18 protein-coding genes are annotated in these 19,644 nt (G+C 71.3%); 4 read left to right on the forward strand and 14 right to left on the reverse strand.

Features of this window, described 5'->3' with window-relative positions:
- Positions 1–52: 52 nt before the first annotated feature.
- The 11 genes from ACIBK1_RS08115 to ACIBK1_RS08165 form a co-directional block, all read right to left on the reverse strand.
- On the reverse strand, positions 53–466 hold the full coding sequence (locus ACIBK1_RS08115; RefSeq protein WP_030505051.1) for a YchJ family protein: 414 nt from the start codon (positions 464–466) through the stop codon (positions 53–55).
- 233 nt (positions 467–699) lie between these two features.
- Complete coding sequence (locus ACIBK1_RS08120) at positions 700–1,155, reverse strand: hypothetical protein (RefSeq protein WP_030505052.1); 456 nt, start codon at positions 1,153–1,155, stop codon at positions 700–702.
- 318 nt (positions 1,156–1,473) lie between these two features.
- Positions 1,474–1,944, reverse strand: a complete 471-nt coding sequence (locus tag ACIBK1_RS08125; RefSeq protein ID WP_396733370.1) for a lamin tail domain-containing protein — start codon at positions 1,942–1,944, stop codon at positions 1,474–1,476.
- Positions 1,945–2,068: 124 nt separating this feature from the next.
- Positions 2,069–3,268 (reverse strand): YVTN family beta-propeller repeat protein, encoded by a 1,200-nt coding sequence (locus tag ACIBK1_RS08130; protein ID WP_231513668.1) that lies wholly within the window; start codon positions 3,266–3,268, stop codon positions 2,069–2,071.
- 666 nt (positions 3,269–3,934) lie between these two features.
- Positions 3,935–4,876, reverse strand: coding sequence for a ribokinase (locus ACIBK1_RS08135; RefSeq protein WP_396733373.1), 942 nt, complete (start codon positions 4,874–4,876; stop codon positions 3,935–3,937).
- Positions 4,877–4,910: 34 nt separating this feature from the next.
- Positions 4,911–5,852, reverse strand: coding sequence for a nucleoside hydrolase (locus ACIBK1_RS08140; protein ID WP_396733376.1), 942 nt, complete (start codon positions 5,850–5,852; stop codon positions 4,911–4,913).
- Position 5,853: 1 nt separating this feature from the next.
- Complete coding sequence (locus ACIBK1_RS08145; RefSeq protein WP_030505057.1) at positions 5,854–6,603, reverse strand: glutamine amidotransferase; 750 nt, start codon at positions 6,601–6,603, stop codon at positions 5,854–5,856.
- 31 nt (positions 6,604–6,634) lie between these two features.
- Positions 6,635–7,693 (reverse strand): phosphotriesterase, encoded by a 1,059-nt coding sequence (locus tag ACIBK1_RS08150; protein WP_396733379.1) that lies wholly within the window; start codon positions 7,691–7,693, stop codon positions 6,635–6,637.
- A gap of 23 nt (positions 7,694–7,716) precedes the next feature.
- Entirely contained in the window at positions 7,717–8,730 is a 1,014-nt protein-coding gene (locus tag ACIBK1_RS08155) for an ABC transporter permease (RefSeq protein WP_357319673.1), read from the reverse strand.
- Entirely contained in the window at positions 8,727–9,506 is a 780-nt protein-coding gene (locus ACIBK1_RS08160) for an ATP-binding cassette domain-containing protein (protein ID WP_396733382.1), read from the reverse strand. The genes ACIBK1_RS08155 and ACIBK1_RS08160 overlap by 4 nt, the downstream gene beginning before the upstream one ends.
- 17 nt (positions 9,507–9,523) lie before the next feature.
- Entirely contained in the window at positions 9,524–10,504 is a 981-nt protein-coding gene (locus ACIBK1_RS08165) for a substrate-binding domain-containing protein (RefSeq protein WP_387075237.1), read from the reverse strand.
- Positions 10,505–10,710: 206 nt separating this feature from the next.
- Here ACIBK1_RS08165 and ACIBK1_RS08170 point away from each other — a divergent pair, with 206 nt between their 5' ends.
- The 3 genes from ACIBK1_RS08170 (at position 10,711) to ACIBK1_RS08180 (ending at position 14,090) form a co-directional block, all read left to right on the forward strand.
- Positions 10,711–11,727 carry a LacI family DNA-binding transcriptional regulator gene (locus tag ACIBK1_RS08170; RefSeq protein WP_030505062.1) on the forward strand — a complete coding sequence of 339 codons (1,017 nt, stop codon included), beginning with the start codon at positions 10,711–10,713 and terminating at the stop codon, positions 11,725–11,727.
- Between the two features lie 18 nt (positions 11,728–11,745).
- Positions 11,746–12,834, forward strand: coding sequence for a M20 family metallopeptidase (locus tag ACIBK1_RS08175; protein ID WP_357325444.1), 1,089 nt, complete (start codon positions 11,746–11,748; stop codon positions 12,832–12,834).
- 74 nt (positions 12,835–12,908) lie between these two features.
- Entirely contained in the window at positions 12,909–14,090 is a 1,182-nt protein-coding gene (locus ACIBK1_RS08180) for a cytochrome P450 (RefSeq protein ID WP_357325450.1), read from the forward strand.
- Between the two features lie 105 nt (positions 14,091–14,195).
- Here the strand turns inward: ACIBK1_RS08180 and ACIBK1_RS08185 are convergent, their stop codons facing one another.
- Together ACIBK1_RS08185 and ACIBK1_RS08190 are read right to left on the reverse strand one after the other, a co-directional pair.
- The gene (locus tag ACIBK1_RS08185; RefSeq protein WP_051761082.1) at positions 14,196–15,500 is read right to left on the reverse strand and encodes an ammonium transporter; all 1,305 of its coding nucleotides are present in this window, start codon (positions 15,498–15,500) and stop codon (positions 14,196–14,198) included.
- A gap of 127 nt (positions 15,501–15,627) precedes the next feature.
- On the reverse strand, positions 15,628–16,413 hold the full coding sequence (locus tag ACIBK1_RS08190) for a dienelactone hydrolase family protein (protein WP_396733388.1): 786 nt from the start codon (positions 16,411–16,413) through the stop codon (positions 15,628–15,630).
- 74 nt (positions 16,414–16,487) lie between these two features.
- On the opposite strand from ACIBK1_RS08190, the gene ACIBK1_RS08195 reads away from it, so the two are divergent.
- Entirely contained in the window at positions 16,488–17,324 is an 837-nt protein-coding gene (locus ACIBK1_RS08195; protein ID WP_396733391.1) for a helix-turn-helix transcriptional regulator, read from the forward strand.
- Positions 17,325–17,377: 53 nt separating this feature from the next.
- Here ACIBK1_RS08195 and ACIBK1_RS08200 read toward each other — a convergent pair whose 3' ends face one another.
- Positions 17,378–19,639 carry a catalase gene (locus tag ACIBK1_RS08200; RefSeq protein WP_396733394.1) on the reverse strand — a complete coding sequence of 754 codons (2,262 nt, stop codon included), beginning with the start codon at positions 19,637–19,639 and terminating at the stop codon, positions 17,378–17,380.
- Between the last annotated feature and the right edge of the window lie 5 nt (positions 19,640–19,644).

Below are 19,644 nucleotides of genomic sequence, written 5' to 3' on the forward strand. Positions count from 1 at the left end.
CGGAAATATAGGAATTTGCCGTATTCGGACCTCGGCCCGGCCTTCGCGAGGCTCATTCTCCAACGGCGTCGAGATAGACCCAGGCGCCTTCATGGCGGACGAAGCGACTCTGCTCCCGCATCTCGCCGGGCTGTCCCCCATAGGCGTAGCGGGCGCGGAAGGTGACGGTGCCGTCGGCGTGGATCGGGCTCCCGCCCGTGAACGCCTCGATCTCCAGCCCGGTCCACCGCATGCCCGGGTCGAAATCGACCCGCGCCGGACGGGTGGAGGGATGCCAGGTCCGCAGCAGGTACGCCTCGTCCTCGATCGCGAACGCGGAGAAGCGCGAGCGCATCAGCGCCTCGGCCGTCGGCGCGGACCGTCCCGCGTGGAACCGGCCGCAGCAGTCGCCGTAGACGGCCGGCAGGCCACAGGGACAGGGCTCGCCGGCGCGCGGCGCACGGCGGTGACGAGAGGTGCGGCTCACCCCGCGAGGCTATCGTCCCCGGCGAGGCGCTCGCGGTTCAGCCGGGCCGAGGGCGAGACTCCCCCGTCGCCCGCTCCGCCTCCGGCAGGTCGTCCTTGGTGAACGGCCTGCCCGCCTCCGGCAGACGGTCCTTCGTGAACCGCCTGCCGGAGACCTCGCCGTTCAGCCGTCCGCACCCCCGACAGGGCGAGCCTCAGCCCGCCTCATCGGGCGGAGCGCCGCACCGAAGCGGCTCAGTTGTAGGGGTTGTCGTAGGTGTAGGTGCTCTTGGTCCGCATCTGGTACTGGCCGTTGCTGCCGAACCATCCTCCGGTCACGTCGAACCGGACGTTGCGGACGGTGCTGCCGAAGTTCACCTCGCCGCTGTACAGGTACGCCTGCTGGCACCCGGACATCGACGTCGGGCCGGTCTGGGTCGGCGAGGCCGTGCTCGTGCCGTTGACGTTGATCGTGAAGTAGGGCTGCGGGTAGGCGTGCTGCCAGCACAGCCGCAGCGAGTAGCGGTACTTCGTGTTCCCGTCGTCGAACGCCACCGTGCCGTCCAGGAGGGCCAACTGCGTCGCGTAGCCGTCGTTGCTCACCAACTGCAGGTAGACCGGCTGGTCCGCGCCGTACGCCGCGTGCGCGGGGCTGAGCGGCACGAGCGCAGCGGCCGTCGCCGCGGCGGCCATGGCGATCGACGTCGTCAACCGACGTCCTCGCGAGCGTGGGATCAATTCGCACCTCATCCGTTGCAGGAGTGCCGAGTGCCCGGAGGGTATTTCGACATGGACGGGCCGATCCAGCGCGGCGATCGCGGGGCTCGATCCGGTCGGGCGTTAAACGCCGCGCTCCCGGGGACCTTGGGAACGCCGTTCCGCCCCGACCAGGACAGAGAGAGCGACGAACCCGGTCAAAATCCCGCTATGACCGCTGAATGTTTCATACGGCGCGAGAGAGGACAAAGCGGCCCCCGGCGTTATCCCGCCGGGGGCCGGTCACGGCTCCGGTCACAGCTCCGGTCGCGGTCAGCAGATCTTGTAGTCCTGCCGCGACGAGTTGTACGCGCAGGAGTCGACCAGTGCGCCGGAGGCCTTCCGCAGGTACGCCTTGTCCTTGGCCTGGTTCCAGATATAGGCGAGCGTTCCCCCGCTCCTGCCCCAGTAGAGGGTGGTGGAGGTGTCCTTCCCCCGGCCGGTCCGCAGGGTGACCGTCTTCCCGGCTCCGAGAGTGAACGGGCCGAACGTGTAGATGTGGTCCGAGCGCTTGGTGTCGTCGCGGACGGTCCAGCCCTTGAGGCCGACGGCCTTCTTCGTCGTGTTCTTGATCTGCACGTACTCGCCGTTCAGGCTGCTGTTCGCGCCGGAGTCCGGCGAGCCGGGCGAGTCGTAGTAGATCTTGGTGATCCGTACGGCCGGGCCCGCCGCGTAGGCGGGCTGGGAGACGGCGACCACGCCGGCGGCCACCGCTGCGGCCGCCAGCAGAGATCGGGTACGCACAGGGATGCTCCTGAGTTGGGGGGACATGATCGATATCGATCATATGGACCACCCTTGACGCCGATGGACCGTTCCCGTCTCGGTTCGGCATCCGATGGAGCGTCCTGCGAAGGAGATCAGCGGGTCACCGGAAGATACCGGTATGGCCGAGGGAGTAGCGGCCCGGCTGCGGATACACGCACAGCCCGTGCGGCCCGGCGCCGACCGGGATGGTCCGGACGACCCTGCCGTCCCGGGTGTCGAAGACGTAGACGACGCCGTGGTAGCGGCCGCTGAGCCACAGCTTGGTGCCGTCGGCCGACACGCCGCCCATGTCGGGCGAGCCGCCGCCGGGGATCCGCCAGACGTCCACCACCTTCCGCTTCCGGAACGACACGACCGACACCGACCCCTCGCCCCGGTTGGACACGTAGAGACGGCGCGAGTCCCGGCTCACGTACAGGCCGTGCGCGCCCCGGCCGGTCGGCAGGAACCGCATGACCTTGTACGTCGCCGCGTCCACCAGCCACACCCCGTGCCGTTCCATGTCGGCGACGTAGAAGACGGTGCCGTCGGGCGACAGCTTCACGTCCTGGGGCATGCTCATGTGGCCCAGGTGGATGTGCCGGATCACGCTCGGCGTGCGCCAGTCGAGCACGACCAGGCCGCCGCTGAACTCGCAGCTCGCGAGGAACACCGAGCCGTCGGCGGTGAAGTCGCCGTGGTTGATGCCCCGGCAGGGCAGCGACAGCGAGCGCAGCAGCTTCATGCTGTGCGGGTCGCGCAGGTCGAGCTGGTTGTTGCGCTCCGCCATGACCAGCGCGTACGTGCCGTCCGGCGAGAAGTACAGGTTGTAGGGATCCTCCACGGGCACCGGGCGGCCTGGCCTGCCGGTGCGGGGGTCGATGGGGGTCAGGGAGTTGCCCCGGTTGTTGTTCACCCACAGCGTCTTGAGGTCCCAGGACGGCACGACGTGCTGCGGCAGCGCCCCGACTGTGAAGTGCCGCACGATCCGGTAGGTCTCCGGGTCGATGACGTCGACCGTGCCGCTCTCGCTGTTGGGCACGTACACGAGGGAGCGGAAGCCCTTGACGACGGGGCTGAGCATCCCCGGCCGGTCCGCCGCGTAGACGTCGACCCGACCCCGGCTCCGCGCCTGGAGCGACGCGGCCGCGTCCGGCGACGGCGGAGCGGACGCCGACGGGGTATGCGTGACCCGCGACGGCGCGGCCGCCGGTGGTTCGGCACGCGGCGCGGACGGCCGCGCCGCGCAACCGGCCAGGGCGAACCCTCCGAGCATCATCAGCACCACGGTCACGGCACCGGTTCCACGCGCTCGTCCCACGCCTGCCCCTTCGTCGCGGCGGGCTGCGGCCCGGCCGGCCCCCGTACGGTCACGACGACCGGCCGCGTACGCGCGCGGGAGCGGCGCGGCGCGACGGGTCGGCGAGACGCTAACGCCCGCCGGGTGCGGTCCGAGGGCGGCTTTGCCGGCTCTTGCACCCGTGCTTCACGCGCTCTTGTACGCCTGCTTCACGCGCTTCTTGCACGCCTGCTTCTGCGCGCTCTCGCGCGAGTTCTTTTGCGCGCCCTCGCGCGGCCCCTTCTCCGCCGCCGACGTCGGCCGCCCCGCGCTCACGGAACACCGGCCCGCGCCCGGCCCCGGGCATGGACGACAGGGCGGGGACGGTATTCGACCGACGGCCGGGCTCTGCCGGGATAGACCATCACGAGGATGTGCTGAGGTGTCCAGGCTTCGTAATCGGGCCTGCGGTAGTGCACCCGGATCCGGTAGCGGCCCTTGGGCTTCCCAGCCCGGGCAGAAGGCGTAGGCGGCGTCGATTCCCTGGAAGAGGGCCCCCTCCTGCAAGGAGAGGACGTACGCGGCCCCGGCCAGCGCCGCCGCCAGAGCGGCGGCCCACCACCAACGCGATCTCCACGACACGTGGCGACACGGTAGCGGCCTCCACCGACAGCGGGCACGTGCCGCCGGCTCTCGGGACCGGGCGCCTCAGCGAGCGGCTTCCTCAGCCATGACGCCGAGCAGTTCGTCCACCGCCTTCCGGTCGGGCAGCGAGGGGCTGGCGCCGGGCAGGGTGGTCGCCAGGGCTCCGGCGGCCATCCCCCGGCGGATCGCCGCGGCGGTGTCGAGGCCCGCCGCGAGGGCCGCGCCCAGGGAGCCGGTGAAGGCGTCGCCCGCGGCGGTGGTGTCCACGGGCGTGACGGGGTAGGCCGGAAAGTGCCGGGTGCGCCCGGGGGTGACCGACAGCGCGCCGGCCGACCCGAGCGTGATGAGGGCGTGCCGCACACCGCGGTCGAGGAACCAGGCCCCGGCCCGCTCGGCGGACGCGACGTCGGTGATCTCCACTCCGGTAAGCGCGGCGGCCTCGCTCTCGTTGGGGGTGACGACGGCGACGTGCGGCCAGACGCGGTCGGGCAGCGGCTGCGCGGGCGCGGGGTCGAGCACCACGGTCAGACCGGCCCGCGCACCCGCCTCGGCCGCGTGACAGGCGACCTCGGCGGGGATCTCGAGCTGGAGGAGAAGCACGCTCGCTTTGCCGCGCACGGCCCGGATGCTCTCGTCCACCATCTCGGCGCTGAGGTCCTCGTTGGCGAGAGGAGTCATCACGATGTCGTTCTCGCCCGACGCGTCCACCCTGATGTGCGCGACGCCCGTGCGGTTGCCGACGGAGCGGACCTCCGTCAGCGCCACGCCGTGGGAGCGCAGCGCCGACGAGACGATCTCGCCGAACGGATCGGTGCCGACGCAGCCCACCAGCCAGGTGGGCGCTCCCGCGCGGGCGGCGGCGACCGCCTGGTTCGCGCCCTTCCCGCCCAGGACCACGGTGACGTCGTCGCCGAGAACGGTCTCTCCCCGGCGCGGGAGGCGGCGGGTGAAGGCGGTGACATCCGCGGAGATGCTCCCGACGACGACGACACCTTTCGGTTCCATGGCGTTCCTCCTGTTTCGGGCTGCTTCAGGGATGTCAGGAGACCCGGCCGAGCGTCTCGATCGCGCCGATCATGAGATCCCAGAACCGGTCGCGGTCCAGCCCGATCCCGACGTTCGCGTTGGGCCCCCAGTCCATCCGGCGGTGCAGGTCGGCCACGGTCGCTCCCCGGGTGTGCCGGCCGTCCAGCTCGATGCGCAGGCCCACCCGCTCGTACGTCATGACCGTGGGATCGATCAGGTACGCCACCGTGATCGGGTCGTGCAGCGGCGGCGCGGGGAACCCCCAGGTCTCGTGATAGGTGGAGCCGAAGAAGGTGAGCAGTTCCACGCAGACGCGCGCGAGCGGGGTGCCGAGCTCCTGGATCCTGGCGAGCACGTCGGCGGTCACCAGCGCCTGGTGGCTGACGTTGAGCCCGACCCACGTGGTCGGCACGCCGCTGCCGAGCACCTCCGCCGCCGCCTCCGGGTCGGCGTAGACGTTGAACTCCGCGTACGGCGTGTGGTTGCCGCGATCCGTGGAGCCACCCATGATCACGATTTCCCTGACCCGCTCGCGGTCCTCCGGGTGACGGCGCAGCAGTGTGGCGATGTTCGTCAGGGGGCCGATGGCCACCACGGTCACCGGCTCGGCGGCGTCCGCCAGCGTGTCGTGGATGAGGTCCACGCCGTGGCGGGGGTCGAGCGGGACGCTCGGCTCCCCGAACGCCGGGCCGTCCAGGCCGCTCTCCCCGTGCACGTAGTCGCCGATCTCCAGTGGCGCCGCGAGCGGGCGGTCGCAGCCTGCGGCGACCGGCACATCGGTGACGCCGGCCAGGCTCAGCATCCGCCGCGCGTTGAGCGCGGTCTTCTCCACCGTCTGGTTGCCCGCGACCGTCGCGATCGCGCGCAGGTCGATCGCCGGGTGGGCCACCGCGAGCAGGATGGCCATGGCGTCGTCGTGCCCGGGGTCGCAGTCGAGGATCACCGGGATCGGCATGTCAGAGCTCCTTCGCGAGCCAGCGGACCGCCCGCGTGAACAGGGTGCGGTAGCCGTCCCAGGAGACGAACTCGTCGGGGCACCAGTGCGGCGCGATATCGGAGGCCCAGGCGAGCGTACGGCCCGCCCCGGCCTGCCGCACGGCGAGCAGGGGGTCGCCGCCGACGGTCGCGAGCAGCGTGGCGTCCTCGGGCAGCGCGAAGCGGTTGTAACCGAGCAGGTCGGGCCACTGGGCGGGAAGCCCGGCCACGATGGGGTGCGCGTCGCCGGCGAGCAGGCCGGGCACGCCCTGCGGGGCCTCGACGCGGTCGTCGTAGCGGGAGATCCGGGCGGGCAGCACCCGCTCGACCGCCGTGCCGGCGAAGGCGGCCTTCGCCTCGAAGCCCTGGAAGCTCAGGTAGCCGCCGGCCATGGCGAGGCCACCGCCCTGCTCCACCCAGTCGGCCAGCAGGTCGATCCGGTTGACGGTCTTCTCGCTGGCCAGCCAGGTGGCGGGGTGCAGCAGGATGCTGTTGGCCCCGATGTCGGAGAGCACGATCACGTCGTAGGCGGCCAGCGCCTCGGGCGTGCCGGGGAACAGCGCGGGCACGTCGTGCGCGGGCAGGTGGTCGACCTCGATGCCGTCGGCGACCAGGACGTCCCGCAGCGGATCGATTCCGGTGTGGTAGGTCGTCGTGGTGAACGAGTCGAAGCCCTTGAAGTGGGTCGACTGGCTCACCCACGATTCGCCGGCGACCAGCACGCGGGTCATGGAAATCGTCTCCTTCTGTTCGTGTGTGTGATCAGTGGCCGCGCGCGGCGGCGAGGAAGAGCTCTCGCGGGTTGGCCGCGAGCAGCCGGGTGGTGTCGTCGGCGGTCAGCCCGTGCCGGTGCAGACGCGGCACGAAGTGGGTGAGGATGTGGGCGTAGCCGGTGCCGCCGTAGCGGACGAGCATGGTCTTCAGGAAGACGTCCTGCGAGAGCAGGACATGGTCCCCGAGCCCGGCGCGGACCAGCCAGGCCACCGCGGCGGCGTTCTCCTCGTCGCACGGGGACTGGCCCTCGCCCGGATAGAGGTAGTCCATGCCGCACATGTCGTAGCCGAGGTAGGCGCCGCGCAGTGCGAGGGACACCTGGTAGTCGCGGTCCGCCCCGCTGGGGTTCAGGTGCGAGAGCACGGTACCGGCGAGCAGGCCGCCCTCCTCTGCGACGACGTCGAGCACGCGGTGGCCGTGCCGCACCCAGCCGGGGAGGTGGACCGAGAGCGGCACCCCGGTGCGGGCCTGCGCTCTGGCCGCGCCGCGCAGCACCTTCTCCTCCTCGGCGGTGAAGTCCGGCGAGACGCCGATCTCGCCGATCACTCCCGCGCGGACGCCGTCCACGCCCCCGCCGACGCCTTCGGTCAGGTCGCGCTCGATCTCGTCGGCGACGTCCGCCGCCGTCATCGAGCGGACCCGGGCGGGATGGGTCTTTTCCAGGTAGAAGCCGCATCCCATGACGATGTTCAGCCCGGTGGCACGGGCGATCGCGACCAGCTCGCCGGGTGCCCGCCCGATCCCCTCGGGGGTCACCTCCAGCACCGTGCGCCCGCCGCGCTCGGCGAAGCGGCGCACCTCCTCGATCGCGGCCGAGGTGTCGTCCAGCGACACGTTGTCGCGCGAGAGGTACGGATCGTTGCGGAGCCTGCCGAGGAACTCCATCCGCAGGCGGTCGCGGGCGATCAGCTCGCCCTCGGCGTCGCCCTCGGGCGCGGGGTGCCAGGCGCGGGCGCCGTCGTTGCGCAGGTGCTCGTGGCAGAGCGTGATCCCGAGGTCGTCGGGGGACACCGGGCCGAGCACGGTGTTCACAAGCGCCGTCGTCACGGCCGCAGGTGGGGTTGCGGACGTCATTTCCGGATCGCTCCGAACTTCGCCCACACCTTGCTGTTGGCGAAGATGGCCAGCAGCAGGATGCCGCCCTGGACGATCTGCACGTAGAACGGCGAGACGTGCAGCAGCACCAGGCCGTTGGCGATCACGCCGAGCGTGAGCGCGCCGAGGATCGTGCCGAGCATGCTCGCCCGGCCGCCGAAGAGACTGGTGCCGCCGAGCACGACGGCCGTGATGACCTCCAGTTCGAAGCCGGAGCCGGCGTTGGACGAGCCGGAGCTGAGGCGGGTGGCGATCAGCACGCCCGCGACCGCCGCCGCCAGGCCGGTGAGCACGTAGACGGTCAGCCCGACCTTCCGCGTGTTCACGCCGGCGCGGCGCAGCGACTCGCCGTTGGAACCGAGGCCGATGACGTAACGGCCGAACGGCGTCCTGGTGAGGACGAGCCAGCCGACGAGCGCGATGATCACGGCGAGGATGGCCGGGACAGGGACCCCGGCGATGCGGCCCTGGCCGATCTGGACGATCCAGAGCTCGCCGTCGATAGGGGTCGAGTAGCCCTCGGTGGCGCGCAGGGCCGTGCCCCGCATGATCGACAGCATCGCGAGCGTGACGATGAACGGCGGGATGTTCTGGTAGGAGGAGAACCACCCGTTCACGAACCCGATCAGCGCGCCGAGCGCGAGGATCGCGACCAGGGCGAGGGTGGGGTTCCACCCGTGCTGCAGCACGATCGCGAGCAGCGACCCGGACAGCGCCACCGTGGAGCCGACCGACAGATCGATGCCCGAGGTGCTGATCACGAATGTCATCGCCGTCGCGACGACCAGCGTGGGGGCGATCTGCCGCAACAGGTTGAGTATGTTGCCCGTCGTGGCGAACCGGTCGGCGGAGAACGCGAAGAAGATCAGTAGGACCACCAGCACGACCGCGATCGCGATCGTCTGCGCGTGCCTGCCGATGTGGGCGTTGGCCCGGGCCGACCTGGTGGTGACGACCCGCTGGCTGCTCCCGGTCCTGGTGGCGGTCACCGTCGCTCCCCCTCCTTCTCTCCCTCGTCGTGGGCGACGATCTCGGACACGAGCCGTTCGAGACTCGTGTTCCGGGCGTCCAAGTCGGCCCTGACCGTGCCCTCATACATGACGCACAGCCGGTCGCAGACCCGGAAGAGGTCCTGCAGACGGTGCGTGATGAGGATGACCGAGACGTCCTGGGCCGAGACGGTCTTGATCAGTTCGAGGACGGTTTCGACCTCGGCGACGGCGAGCGCCGCCGTCGGCTCGTCGAGGATGAGCAGCTTGGGCCCGAACGTCACCGCCCGGGCGATGGCGACCGCCTGCCGCTGGCCGCCGGACAGCCCTCCGACGGGGATGTCCGTCAGCGGGATCCGGATGTTGAGTGCGTCCAGGTGGCGCCGGGCGTCCGCGTGCATCTTGCTCAGGTCGAGCATCATCCCGCCGGCCTTGCGCGGCTCCCTGCCGAGGAACAGGTTCCCGGCGACGTCGATGTCGTCGCAGAGCGCGAGGTCCTGGTAGACCATCTCGATGCCCAGCTCGCGGGCGTCCTTCGGGCTGGCGAAGGCGACCGGCCGGCCGTCGAAGACGATCTCGCCGGAGTCCGGCACGACGGCGCCGGCCAGCACCTTCATGAGGGTGGACTTGCCGGCCGCGTTGTCGCCGACGAGCCCCACCACCTCTCCCGGGCCGACGCGCAGCGTCGGGCCGCGCAGCGCGTCCACCATTCCGTAGCGCTTGCGGATGTCGCGCATGACCACTCGATCAACGCGAACCGCCTCTTGGTCCGTCATGTGAGTCCCTTCGCCGCTCACTTGAAGGTGGCGCGGTACGGGTCGACGTTGTCCTTGGTCACGATCGTCACGGGCACGTCGATCTTCTTCTTCGCCTGGGCTCCGCCGATCAGGGCCTTGGCCTCCTTGACGGCCTCGTAGCCCTCGGTCTTCGGATCCTGCTGGACCACACCGGCGACGAACCCCTCGTCGATGCCGTTGATGGCCTCCTTGGTCAGGTCCCAGCCGAAGACCTTGACCCGGTCGCCCGCGTTCTGCGACTTCACCGCGGCGACCGTGCCGAGCAGGGCCGGCTCGCCGGTGGCGTACACGATGTTCATGTCGGACCGGGAGGTGAGCAGGTTCTCCGCGGCCGTCATCGCGGCCTCCTGCTTGTTCTGCCCGTCGACCGTCTGCACGATCTTGGCGCCGGCGCCCTCGACGGTCTTGTTGAAGTCGTCCTTGCGGATGTTCTGGATGAAGGAGTTCAGTGCGCCCACGACGCCGATCTTCGGCGCGGTCAGGCCCTGCGCCTGGGCCCACTTGTTGACGAAGTCGCCCGCCTGCTGGGCCGCCGCCGCGTTGTCCACGCCCACCTGGGTGTCGACGGCGGGCGAGTCGACGATCGCGTCCACCGCGACGACCTTCAGTCCGGCGTCCTTGGCGATCTTTACGGCGGGCTTGATGCCCTCGACGTCGATGGCGACCACGATGACCGCGTCGAACTGCTGCTGGACGAAGTTGTCGACGGCCTCGTTCTGCTTGGCCGGGTCGTCGTTGGCGTTGAAGATCGTGAGGTCGACGTTCGCCTCCTTCGCCGCCTGCTGGGCGCCGGCATTCATCTCGTTGAAGAAGATCGCCTGCTGGTTGATCTGGACGAGCCCGACCCGCGGCCGGTCTCCGCCGGAGCCCCCGGAAGAGCCGGAGTCGTCTGAACCGCCACAGGCCGCCGCCAGCAGGCCGGTGGCCAGGATCGTCGTCGCCGCTGTCAGGCGGATGAGCCTCGTGGATCGCGCCATGAGAGATGAGCCTTTCGGGGGGCCGGGCAGGGATGGGCCATCGACTGGGTAATCGATTACCCGAGTTTCGGGCATGCTAGTGGGACCAAAAAAGCACCGTCAAGGTGCAGTTTCCTCACTAAACCTCTATCGTTCCTTGTGATCCCAGCAGCCCGGGACGACAAAAGGTCGATCGTTGGCAAAGATCAAGGGAAATCGATTACACGATGGGCGTGACGATTCACGACGTGGCACGAGCGGCCGGCGTCTCCGTGGCCTCGGCCTCCCGTGCCCTCTCCGGGCGGCGCAAGGTCACGCCCGAGATCGCCGAGCGGGTGGCGCGCGCCGCCGCCGAACTCGGCTACCAGCCGAACGCGGTCGCCAAGGCGCTGCGCGACCAGACCACCGGCACCATCGGTATGGTCGTGCCGGGCATCGGCAACCCGTTCTTCACGACGATCGTCGAGGCTGTGGAGCGCGAGCTGCAGAACTCCGGCACCGACCTGCTGCTGTGCGCGTCCCAGTACAGCCCGCAGGTCGAGGCGCGCAGGCTGGAGACCCTGCTGGCCCGGCGCGTGGACGGACTGATCATCAGCCCGTGCGACATCGAGGCCAGCGTCCCCGCGGTGCTCGACGCGGCCCGCCGGGTGCCGCTGGTGCAGCTCGACCGCTACATCGAGGGCGGCGGGGCCGACTGGGTGGGCGTGGACGACGAGGCCGGGCTGGCCCTCGCGGTCGATCACGTGATCGCGGGCGGGGCCCGCTCGGTGGTCTTCGCCGGTAGCCGGCTGGTGAGCTCCTCCGCCCGCTTGCGGCTCAGCGGGTTCGAACGCGCTGCCGCGCGGGCCGGTGTCGAGGTTCTGCCGCCGCTGCTGGGCGAGTTCACCCTCGAATGGGGCATCGAGGCCGGGCGCGGGCTGCTCGACGCAGGTCGGCTGCCGGACGCCGTCGTCTGCGCGAACGACGAGATCGCCGTGGGCCTGGTGCGGTCGCTGCGGTTCGGCGGCGCGCGGGTCCCCGAGGACGTGGCCGTGGTGGGGTTCGATGACGTGGGGCACGCGACCATGTGCGACCCACCGCTCAGCACCGTGCGCCAGCCGGTGGAGGAGATGGCGGCCGAGGCCGTGCGCCTGCTCGGCCAGCTCAAGGCCGGCGACCCCCGGCCCGCGCAGCGCATCGCCATCGCTCCCAGGCTGGTCGTACGGCAGACCAGCCGACCGGTGGCGGCCGGCGTCGAAGGGTAAGCGAGGAAAGGAGGCCGCGTGGACGAGGCGGTCGAGCTGGCACGCGAGCTGATCAGGATCGACTCGGTGGGCGGAGGCGAGGCCGCGGTGGCCGAACCCCTCGCGAGACGGCTGTCGGACGCCGGTTTCGCGGTGCGCACGCATGCGCACGCGCCCGGCCGCACCGGGCTGATCGCGCGCTGGGGGACGGGCGAACCGGTGACGCTGACCGGGCACCTCGACACGGTGCCGCTGGGCGGGCAGGCGTGGCGGCACGCGCCGCACGGCGCGGAGATCGACGGCGACCGTCTGTACGGGCGCGGTTCGAGCGACATGAAGGCCGGCGTCGCCGCGCTGGTGGTCGCCGCCGAGCGGCACGTGCGCCGTACCGGGCCGAGGGCCGCACTTGAGATGGTCTTCACCGTGGGCGAGGAGACCGGCTGCGAGGGCGCGGCCGACATGGTGGCCGCGGGCCTGGTGAGCAGGTCGCGCGCGCTGCTGGTGGCCGAGCCGACCGCCAACCGGGTGCTGCTCGGGCACAAGGGCGCGCTCTGGCTGGAGGCCACGACGCGAGGCACGACGGCGCACGGCTCGATGCCGCACCTGGGCGACAACGCGATCTACAAGCTCGCCCGCGTCATCGGCGCCGTCGAGACGTTCGACCCCGGGGTGCCGGAGCACCCGTGGCTCGGCCCCTCCACGGTGAACGTGGGAACGGTGCGCGGCGGGATCAACGTGAACTCCGTGCCCGACCTGGCCGCCGCGACCGTCGACCTGCGCACCGTCGCCGGCCAGGACCACGGAAGTCTCCGTGAGCGGCTGCAGGCCGCGCTCGGTGACGAGGCGACCCTCGACGTGCTCGTGGACCTGCCCGCAATCTGGACGGAGCCGGACGACCCCTTCGTACTGGCCCTGGTCGAGGCGGGGGCGGGCGCGCCCGGCGACCATCCCGCGGCCAGCTACTTCACCGACGCCTCGGTCCTCGCCGCCGCCTGCGGCGGGGGGCCCACGGTCGTATGCGGCCCGGGCGAGCCCGAGCAGGCGCACGTCACCGACGAGTACTGCCTGGTCCACCGGATCGAGGACGCCGTCGAGATCTACACAGCCGCCCTCGGGCACCTCGCCTGATCGCGTGAGCGGGTCGGATTGTGGCAGGGTGATCATCAAACTTCCGGTGACCCCGAGGAGGTCGCGTGCGCGACATGTCCCCGCCCCTGCACATGCGACGGGACGGCTTCCATCCCGCCCCGGAGCTCTCAGCGCTGCGGAACGACGAGGGGGTGGCCCGGATCCGCACCGTTTTCGGCACCGACGCCTGGCTGGTCACCAGATTCGAGGACGTCCGTACGGTGCTGAGCCATCCCGAGCTGTACAGCAACGCGCTCGTGCCGCCGCTCCGGCCGCCCGGCGCGCCGCCGCCCAGCAAGGAGGAGGTCGCCGAGATGCGCGCCGGCAACCTGCTCGGCTCCGACCCTCCCGAGCACACCCGGCTGCGCCGGATGCTCACGGCCCAGTTCACCGTCCGCCGGATGCGCCGGCTTGAGCCCAGAGTCCAGCAGATCGTCGACGACCATCTGGACGCCATGGAGCGCGGCGGGCCGCCCGCCGATCTGGTGACGGACTTCGCCCTCCCGGTTCCCTCGCTGGTGATCTGCGAGCTGCTGGGCGTGCCGTACGCCGACCGGGCCGGCTTCCAGGACACGTCCAAGCGGATCCTCGACGTGTCGCTGTCTCCGGACGAACGCGCGGCGGCGGCGTCCGAGGCGCGGGCGTACATCGCCGGCCTGATCAAGACGATCCGGAACGATCCCGACGAGGACCTGTTCGGGATGCTCGTACGCGAGCACGGCGACGAGTTGAGCGACGCCGAACTGTCCGGCATCGGCAGCCTGCTGCTGCTCGCCGGGCACGAGACCACGGCCAACATGCTGTCGCTGGGCACACTCGCCCTGCTGCGGCACCCCGACCAGCTCGCGCTGCTGCGCGACGAGCCGGACCGCGTGGACGCCGCCGTCGAGGAGCTGCTGCGGTGGCTGAGCATCGTGCATTCCGGAACGGTCAAGCTCACCACGACCGAGGTCCGGCTGGGTGGCCAGACCATCGGCCCCGGCGAGACCGTCATCTGCTCACTTCCCGCCGCCAACCGCGATCCGGGGCTCTTCTCGAACCCCGACGACCTGGACATCCGCCGGGATGCCGTCGGCCACGTCGCGTTCGGGCACGGCGTGCATCATTGCCTCGGCGCTCCTCTGGCCCGCATGGAGATGCGAATCGCGTTCCCCGCCCTGCTGCGCAGGTTCCCCGGCCTGCGGCCGGCGGGCGAGCCGCTGTTCCGCTCCCTCACCGTCGTGCACGGCCTGACCACGATGCCGGTCACCTGGTAGGCGTCCTGGCGGGCGTTCCGCTCACCGCCGAGCGGCCGGCCCTCCGGCGTCCGACGCCGAGGGCCGGCTCTCGTCGGCACCAGTCGCGATCACGGACCTTGGCGATCAGGTCGTGGGACGCGGATCCGGCTGCGCCGGCACGGGGCGGTGGGTGCGCAGCCGCACGGCGTGGTCGAGCACGCCGTGGTCGTAGGCGGTCTCCGCGTGCAGCGCCAGATCGACGCCGGACACCTCGTCCTCCTCGCTCACCCGGAAGCCCATCAGCCGGTGGATCAGCTTGCCGATCCCGTAGGTGACCGCGAAGGCGTACAGCGCGACCACCGGGACCGCCAGCGCCTGCTTGCCCAGCTGGGCAAGCCCGCCACCGTAGAGCAGGCCCTGGGGGCCGTCGGCGCCGGTGAGCGTACGGGTGGCCAGCAGCCCGATGAGCAGGGTGCCGACGACGCCCCCGACCAGATGCACGCCGACCACGTCGAGGGAGTCGTCGTAGCCGTGCCGGAACTTCCAGCCGACCGCCTGCGAGCAGATCATGCCCGCGGCCAGGCCGATCACCAGGGCGCCAAGCACGTCGACCGAGCCGCACGACGGCGTGATCGCCACCAGCCCGGCCACGACGCCGGAGGCGACCCCGAACGTGGTGGGGTGGCCGTCGCGGCGCTGCTCCACCAGCAGCCAGCCCAGCAGGCCGGTGCACCCCGCGGCCAGGGTGTTGAGGAAGACGGCGGCGGCGGTGCCGTCCGCGGCCATCGCGGAACCGGCGTTGAATCCGAACCAGCCGAACCACAGCAGCCCGGCGCCGAGCAGCACCAGCGGCAGGTTGTGCGGTCGCATGGCCTCGGCCTTGAACCCGATCCGCGGCCCGAGCACAAGAGCCATGGCCAGCCCGGAGGCCCCCGAGGTGATCTCCACGACCAGGCCGCCCGCGTAGTCGAGCGTGCCCATGGCGTGGATCCAGCCGCCGGGGCCCCACACCCAGTGGGCGATGGGCGCGTAGACCACGAGCGCCCACACCGGGACGAAGACCATCCAGGCCGAGAAGCGGGCCCGGTCGGCGATGGCGCCGCTGATCAGGGCCGCCGTGATGACGGCGAAGGTGAGCTGGAACGTCGCGAACAGCAGCGTCGGCACCTGCCCGGTGACCGACCCGATGGTGATGTCGTGCAGCCCCACGTGGGTCAGGCCGCCGATCAGCCCCCCGATGTCGGGGCCGAACACCAGGCTGTAGCCGGCGGCCAGCCAGACCAGGGTGACCAGGGCGATCGAGACGAAGCTCATCATGATCATGTTGAGCACGCTCTTGGCCCTGACCATCCCGCCGTAGAAGAAGGCCAGGCCCGGCGTCATCAGCAGGACGAGCGCGGTACAGGCCAGGAGCCAGGCGGTGGCGCCGCCATCTACCTTCACCGGCATGTCATCGCCTCACACTCCTCAGGGTGGTCGTCCGGCGGTTCCGCCACCGGCGCACCATGAGACTCACCGCTGGCCGTTTCACGGCGTATTCGGGAGTGTTACTGCGATGTTTCTTATTGCGGGGACGTTACCGCATCCTCACCGGACCACTCTCGACCAGTTCTTCGGCCAGCAGTTCCCGCAGGCGCCGCCAGGCGTCGCCGGCCGCCGCGGCGTCGAACGTGTCACGGCGGTCGCAGAGGAACCCGTGACCGGCCCCGGGATATTCGACGATCTCGTGGCGTACGGCGGCGGCCCGCAGCGCGTCCGCGATCATCCGGCGGTGGTCCGGCGGAACGACGTGGTCCTCGGCGCCCACGAGGACCAGCACGCGCCCGGTGATACCGGGGGTCAGCGCGAGCGTCGGCTCCGGGCTGCCGAGGGGGATGTCGGCGGCCGGGATCCAGCCGCCGTAGGCGACGGCGACCGCCGCGAGGTCCAGGCGGGCGGCCGCGAGGTAGGCCACGTGGCCGCCGACGCTGAGGCCGACCATGCCGACGCGCGCGCAGCCCCGCGCACGCAGGTGGTCCATGGCGGCACGCACGTCGTCCACCGCCTGATCCCGCGTCATCCGGTGCAGGAGTTCGAAGCCGCGCTCACGGCCCGCCGCGTCGTGCGGGAGTTCGATCCCGGGGGCGTCGCGGTGATAGAGGTCCGGCGCCAGCGCGACGTATCCGTCCGCGGCGAGCCGCTCGCAGACGTCGCGGACGTGGGCGCTGACGCCGAAGAGCTCCATCGCCACGACCACGCCGGGGAAGCGCCCGGGGTCTGCCGGGCGGGCGAGGAAGCCGCCCATCCGCGACCCGTCGGCGACGGTCATCTCGACCGACTCGGTGAGGATCCGGTGCGAAGCAGGCGAAGATCGTGTAGTCACGAGACGACGCTAACGTCGCCGGACCGCCGTAACCACAGGACGTTCATGCTAGTAACCGCAGTATCAGGATCGTCATGACCGATGCCGTCGATCCCGCACGGCTGAGGGAGCTGGGCGACTTCCTGCGCTCCCGGAGGAACCGCCTGCGCCCCGCCGACGTGGGGCTTCCCCCGGGCGCCCGGCGCCGCACACCCGGCCTGCGGCGGGAGGAGGTAGCCACGCTCGCGGCGATCTCCCCGACCTACCTGGCCTTCCTTGAGCAGGGCCGGGACGCGCGCCCCTCGCGTCAGGTCCTCGACGCGCTGGCCGGCGCTCTGCGCCTCAGCGCCGCCGAGCGCGCCCACCTGCACGAGCTCGCCCACCTCGCCGCGCCACCGGTCGTCCCGCCCGGCGGGGAGAGCCTCGCACCCGCCGTCGCGGATCTCGTCGACCGGCTCGACCCGTGCCCCGCGTACGTCACGGGACGGCGCTGGGACGTGCTCGCGGCCAACCGCGCGGCGCGTACGCTGTGGACCGACTGGCTCCTGCTGGCGCCCGAGGCTCGCAACATGCTCTGGTGGATGTTCACCGACCCGGCCGCGCGCATGGTCTTCGTCGAGTGGGAGCAAGAGGCGTCCGCGCTGCTCGCGCGCTTCCGCTCCGCCGCCGCCCGCCACTCCGGCGACCACGGGTTCGAGGAGCTGACCGCCCGGCTCAAGACCGCCAGCCCGGAGGTACGCGCGTGGTGGCCGCGGCACGACATCGCGCCGTTGAGCTCGGGCACCAAGAGGCTGCGGCATCCGCTCCTCGGCGAACTCGAACTACGGCACGTGGTCCTCCTCACCGCCGACGACGTCGAGCAGAAGCTCGTCGCCTTCCTCGCCGCCGACGCCGACCAGGCGCGGATCGCCGAACTCGTCGCCGCCGGGTAGTCCCCTCCCCCTGAGCCGAGGGAGGAGGCCCTGCGCACGCCCGATGCGGAGCGTCAGGCCACCGAGGCGGGGAACCGCTCCCAGACCCGATGGGCGGCCATCAGCCGCTGCACGGTGGTGAAGACCTCCGTGGCCGAGTCGCCGGAGACCACGCCCGGCGCGCCGGAGAGTCCCGACTGGGCGAGCAGCTTCGCGCCTGCGCCCCAGGCGCCGATGGCCTTGGCGTGCCGCCAGCACTCCTCGATCATGAGCGTCACCCGCGGGTCGACCGTGAGGGAGCCACCGGCGCCCGCCTTGGCGTCGCGCGCCGACAGGGCGTCGGGGGCCGGCGCGGGCGCGGCCGCCACCAGCAGGGCGTCGAACTCGATCGACCGGGCGGTGGCGAAGGTCCGCTGCACGGGCAGGTCGCCCAGCATCCCGCCGTGCGGGGCGATCAGCAGCGGCACCATGCCGGCGGCGAACACGTCCTTGCGCAGGTCGCGTACGCCGTCGAGGTCGGCGCCGTCGTCCACGACGATGCCGACCATGCGGCCGTCACCCGGCCACTCCTTGCCCACCTGCGAGAGCGCGGGGCTCGGTGCGGGGTCGGCGAGCGGCAGGGCCGGCTCCGGCGCGGGCAGGCCCAGCCCGGTGGCGACCTCCCGGCAGAGGACCGGGTCGATGTTCGCCAGGCACCGGAGCTGCCGCTCCTTGATCGCCTGCTCGTAGCACTTGCCCAGCTCGAAGGTGTAGGCGCGGATGATGTGCTCCTTCTCCACCGGCGACATGCTCAGCCAGAACAGGCGGGCCTGGCTGAAGTGGTCGTCGAAGGACACGGGGTTGGCGCGGACCTTCCTCCCCCTGGCGACCTCGACCGGAGTGTCGACGAACGCGTTCTCGGCGTCACCGGCGACGAACGGATTGCCGCCGTCCAGCGAGTTCGGCCGGTACGGCGCGACCCCGGAGTGCACGGCGTGCTGGTGGAAGCCGTCCCGGAGCATGTCGTTGACCGGGCAGTGCGGACGATTGATCGGGATCTGCGCGAAGTTCGGGCCGCCCAGCCGCGTGATCTGCGTGTCGAGGTACGAGAACAGCCGCGTCTGCAGCAGCGGGTCGTCGGTGACGTCGATCCCCGGAGGCAGGTGGCCGACGTGGAAGGCGACCTGCTCGACCTCGGCGAAGAAGTTCGTCGGCGTCCGGTTGAGCGTCATCCGCCCGACGGGCTGCACCGGCGCGAGCTCCTCGGGCACGATCTTGGTCGGGTCGAGCAGGTCGATGCCCTCGAAGGTCTGGTCCGGGGTGTCGGGGAACACCTGGATGCCGAGCTCCCACTCGGGGTGGGCGCCGGCCTCGATCGCGTCGTAGAGGTCGCGACGGTGGAAGTCGGGGTCCATGCCGCTGAGCATCTGCGCCTCTTCCCAGGTCAGGGAGTGCACGCCGAGCTTGGGCTTCCAGTGGAACTTGACCAGCACCGTCTCCCCCGCCTCGTCGACGAGCCGGAAGGTGTGGACGCCGAAGCCCTCCATCATCCGGAAGGATCGCGGGATTCCCCGGTCGGACATGTTCCACATGGTGTGGTGCTGGGCCTCGGTGTGCAGGGAGACGAAGTCCCAGAACGTGTCGTGCGCGCTCTGCGCCTGGGGGATCTCCCTGTCGGGGTGCGGCTTGCCCGCGTGGATCACGTCGGGGAACTTGATGCCGTCCTGGATGAAGAACACCGGGATGTTGTTCGCGACGAGATCGAAGGTGCCCTCGTCGGTGTAGAACTTCGTCGCGAAGCCGCGGGTGTCGCGGACCGTGTCGGCCGAGCCGCGCGAACCGAGGACGGTGGAGAACCGCACGAAGACGTCGGTCTTCTTCCCCTTCTTGAGGAAGCCGGCCTTGGTCACCGCCGAGGCGGTGCCGTACGCCTCGAACACGCCGTGCGCGCCCGCGCCCCGGGCGTGGACGACGCGCTCGGGGATGCGCTCGTGGTCGAAGTGCGTGATCTTCTCGCGCAGGTGGTGGTCCTGCAGCAGGGTCGGGCCGCGCTCACCCGCCTTCAGCGAGTGGTCGGTGTCGCGCAGCCGCGCCCCCTGCGCGGTGGTGAGGTAGGCGCCCTGCTGGCCCTTCGACGGGGCGGGCGCGCCGGTCTCCGCTCCGGTCGGCGTGACGGTCGCGGGAGCGCCCTGCTCCTTCTTCGGCGGCAGCGGGCCGCGCGGCGTCGACGGCTCCTCGATGGTCGCCGGGGCGCTGCCCGGCGCGCCGGGAACGTCCGGCGTCAGGGCGCCGGCCACCTTCTCCGCGGCGTTCTCCACGACGTCCTTGACGGCCTTGGCGGGCTTGCTGGCATCCATTCGGC

Source organism: Microbispora rosea (assembly GCF_044460045.1).
Taxonomy (GTDB): Bacteria; Actinomycetota; Actinomycetes; order Streptosporangiales; family Streptosporangiaceae; genus Microbispora; species Microbispora rosea.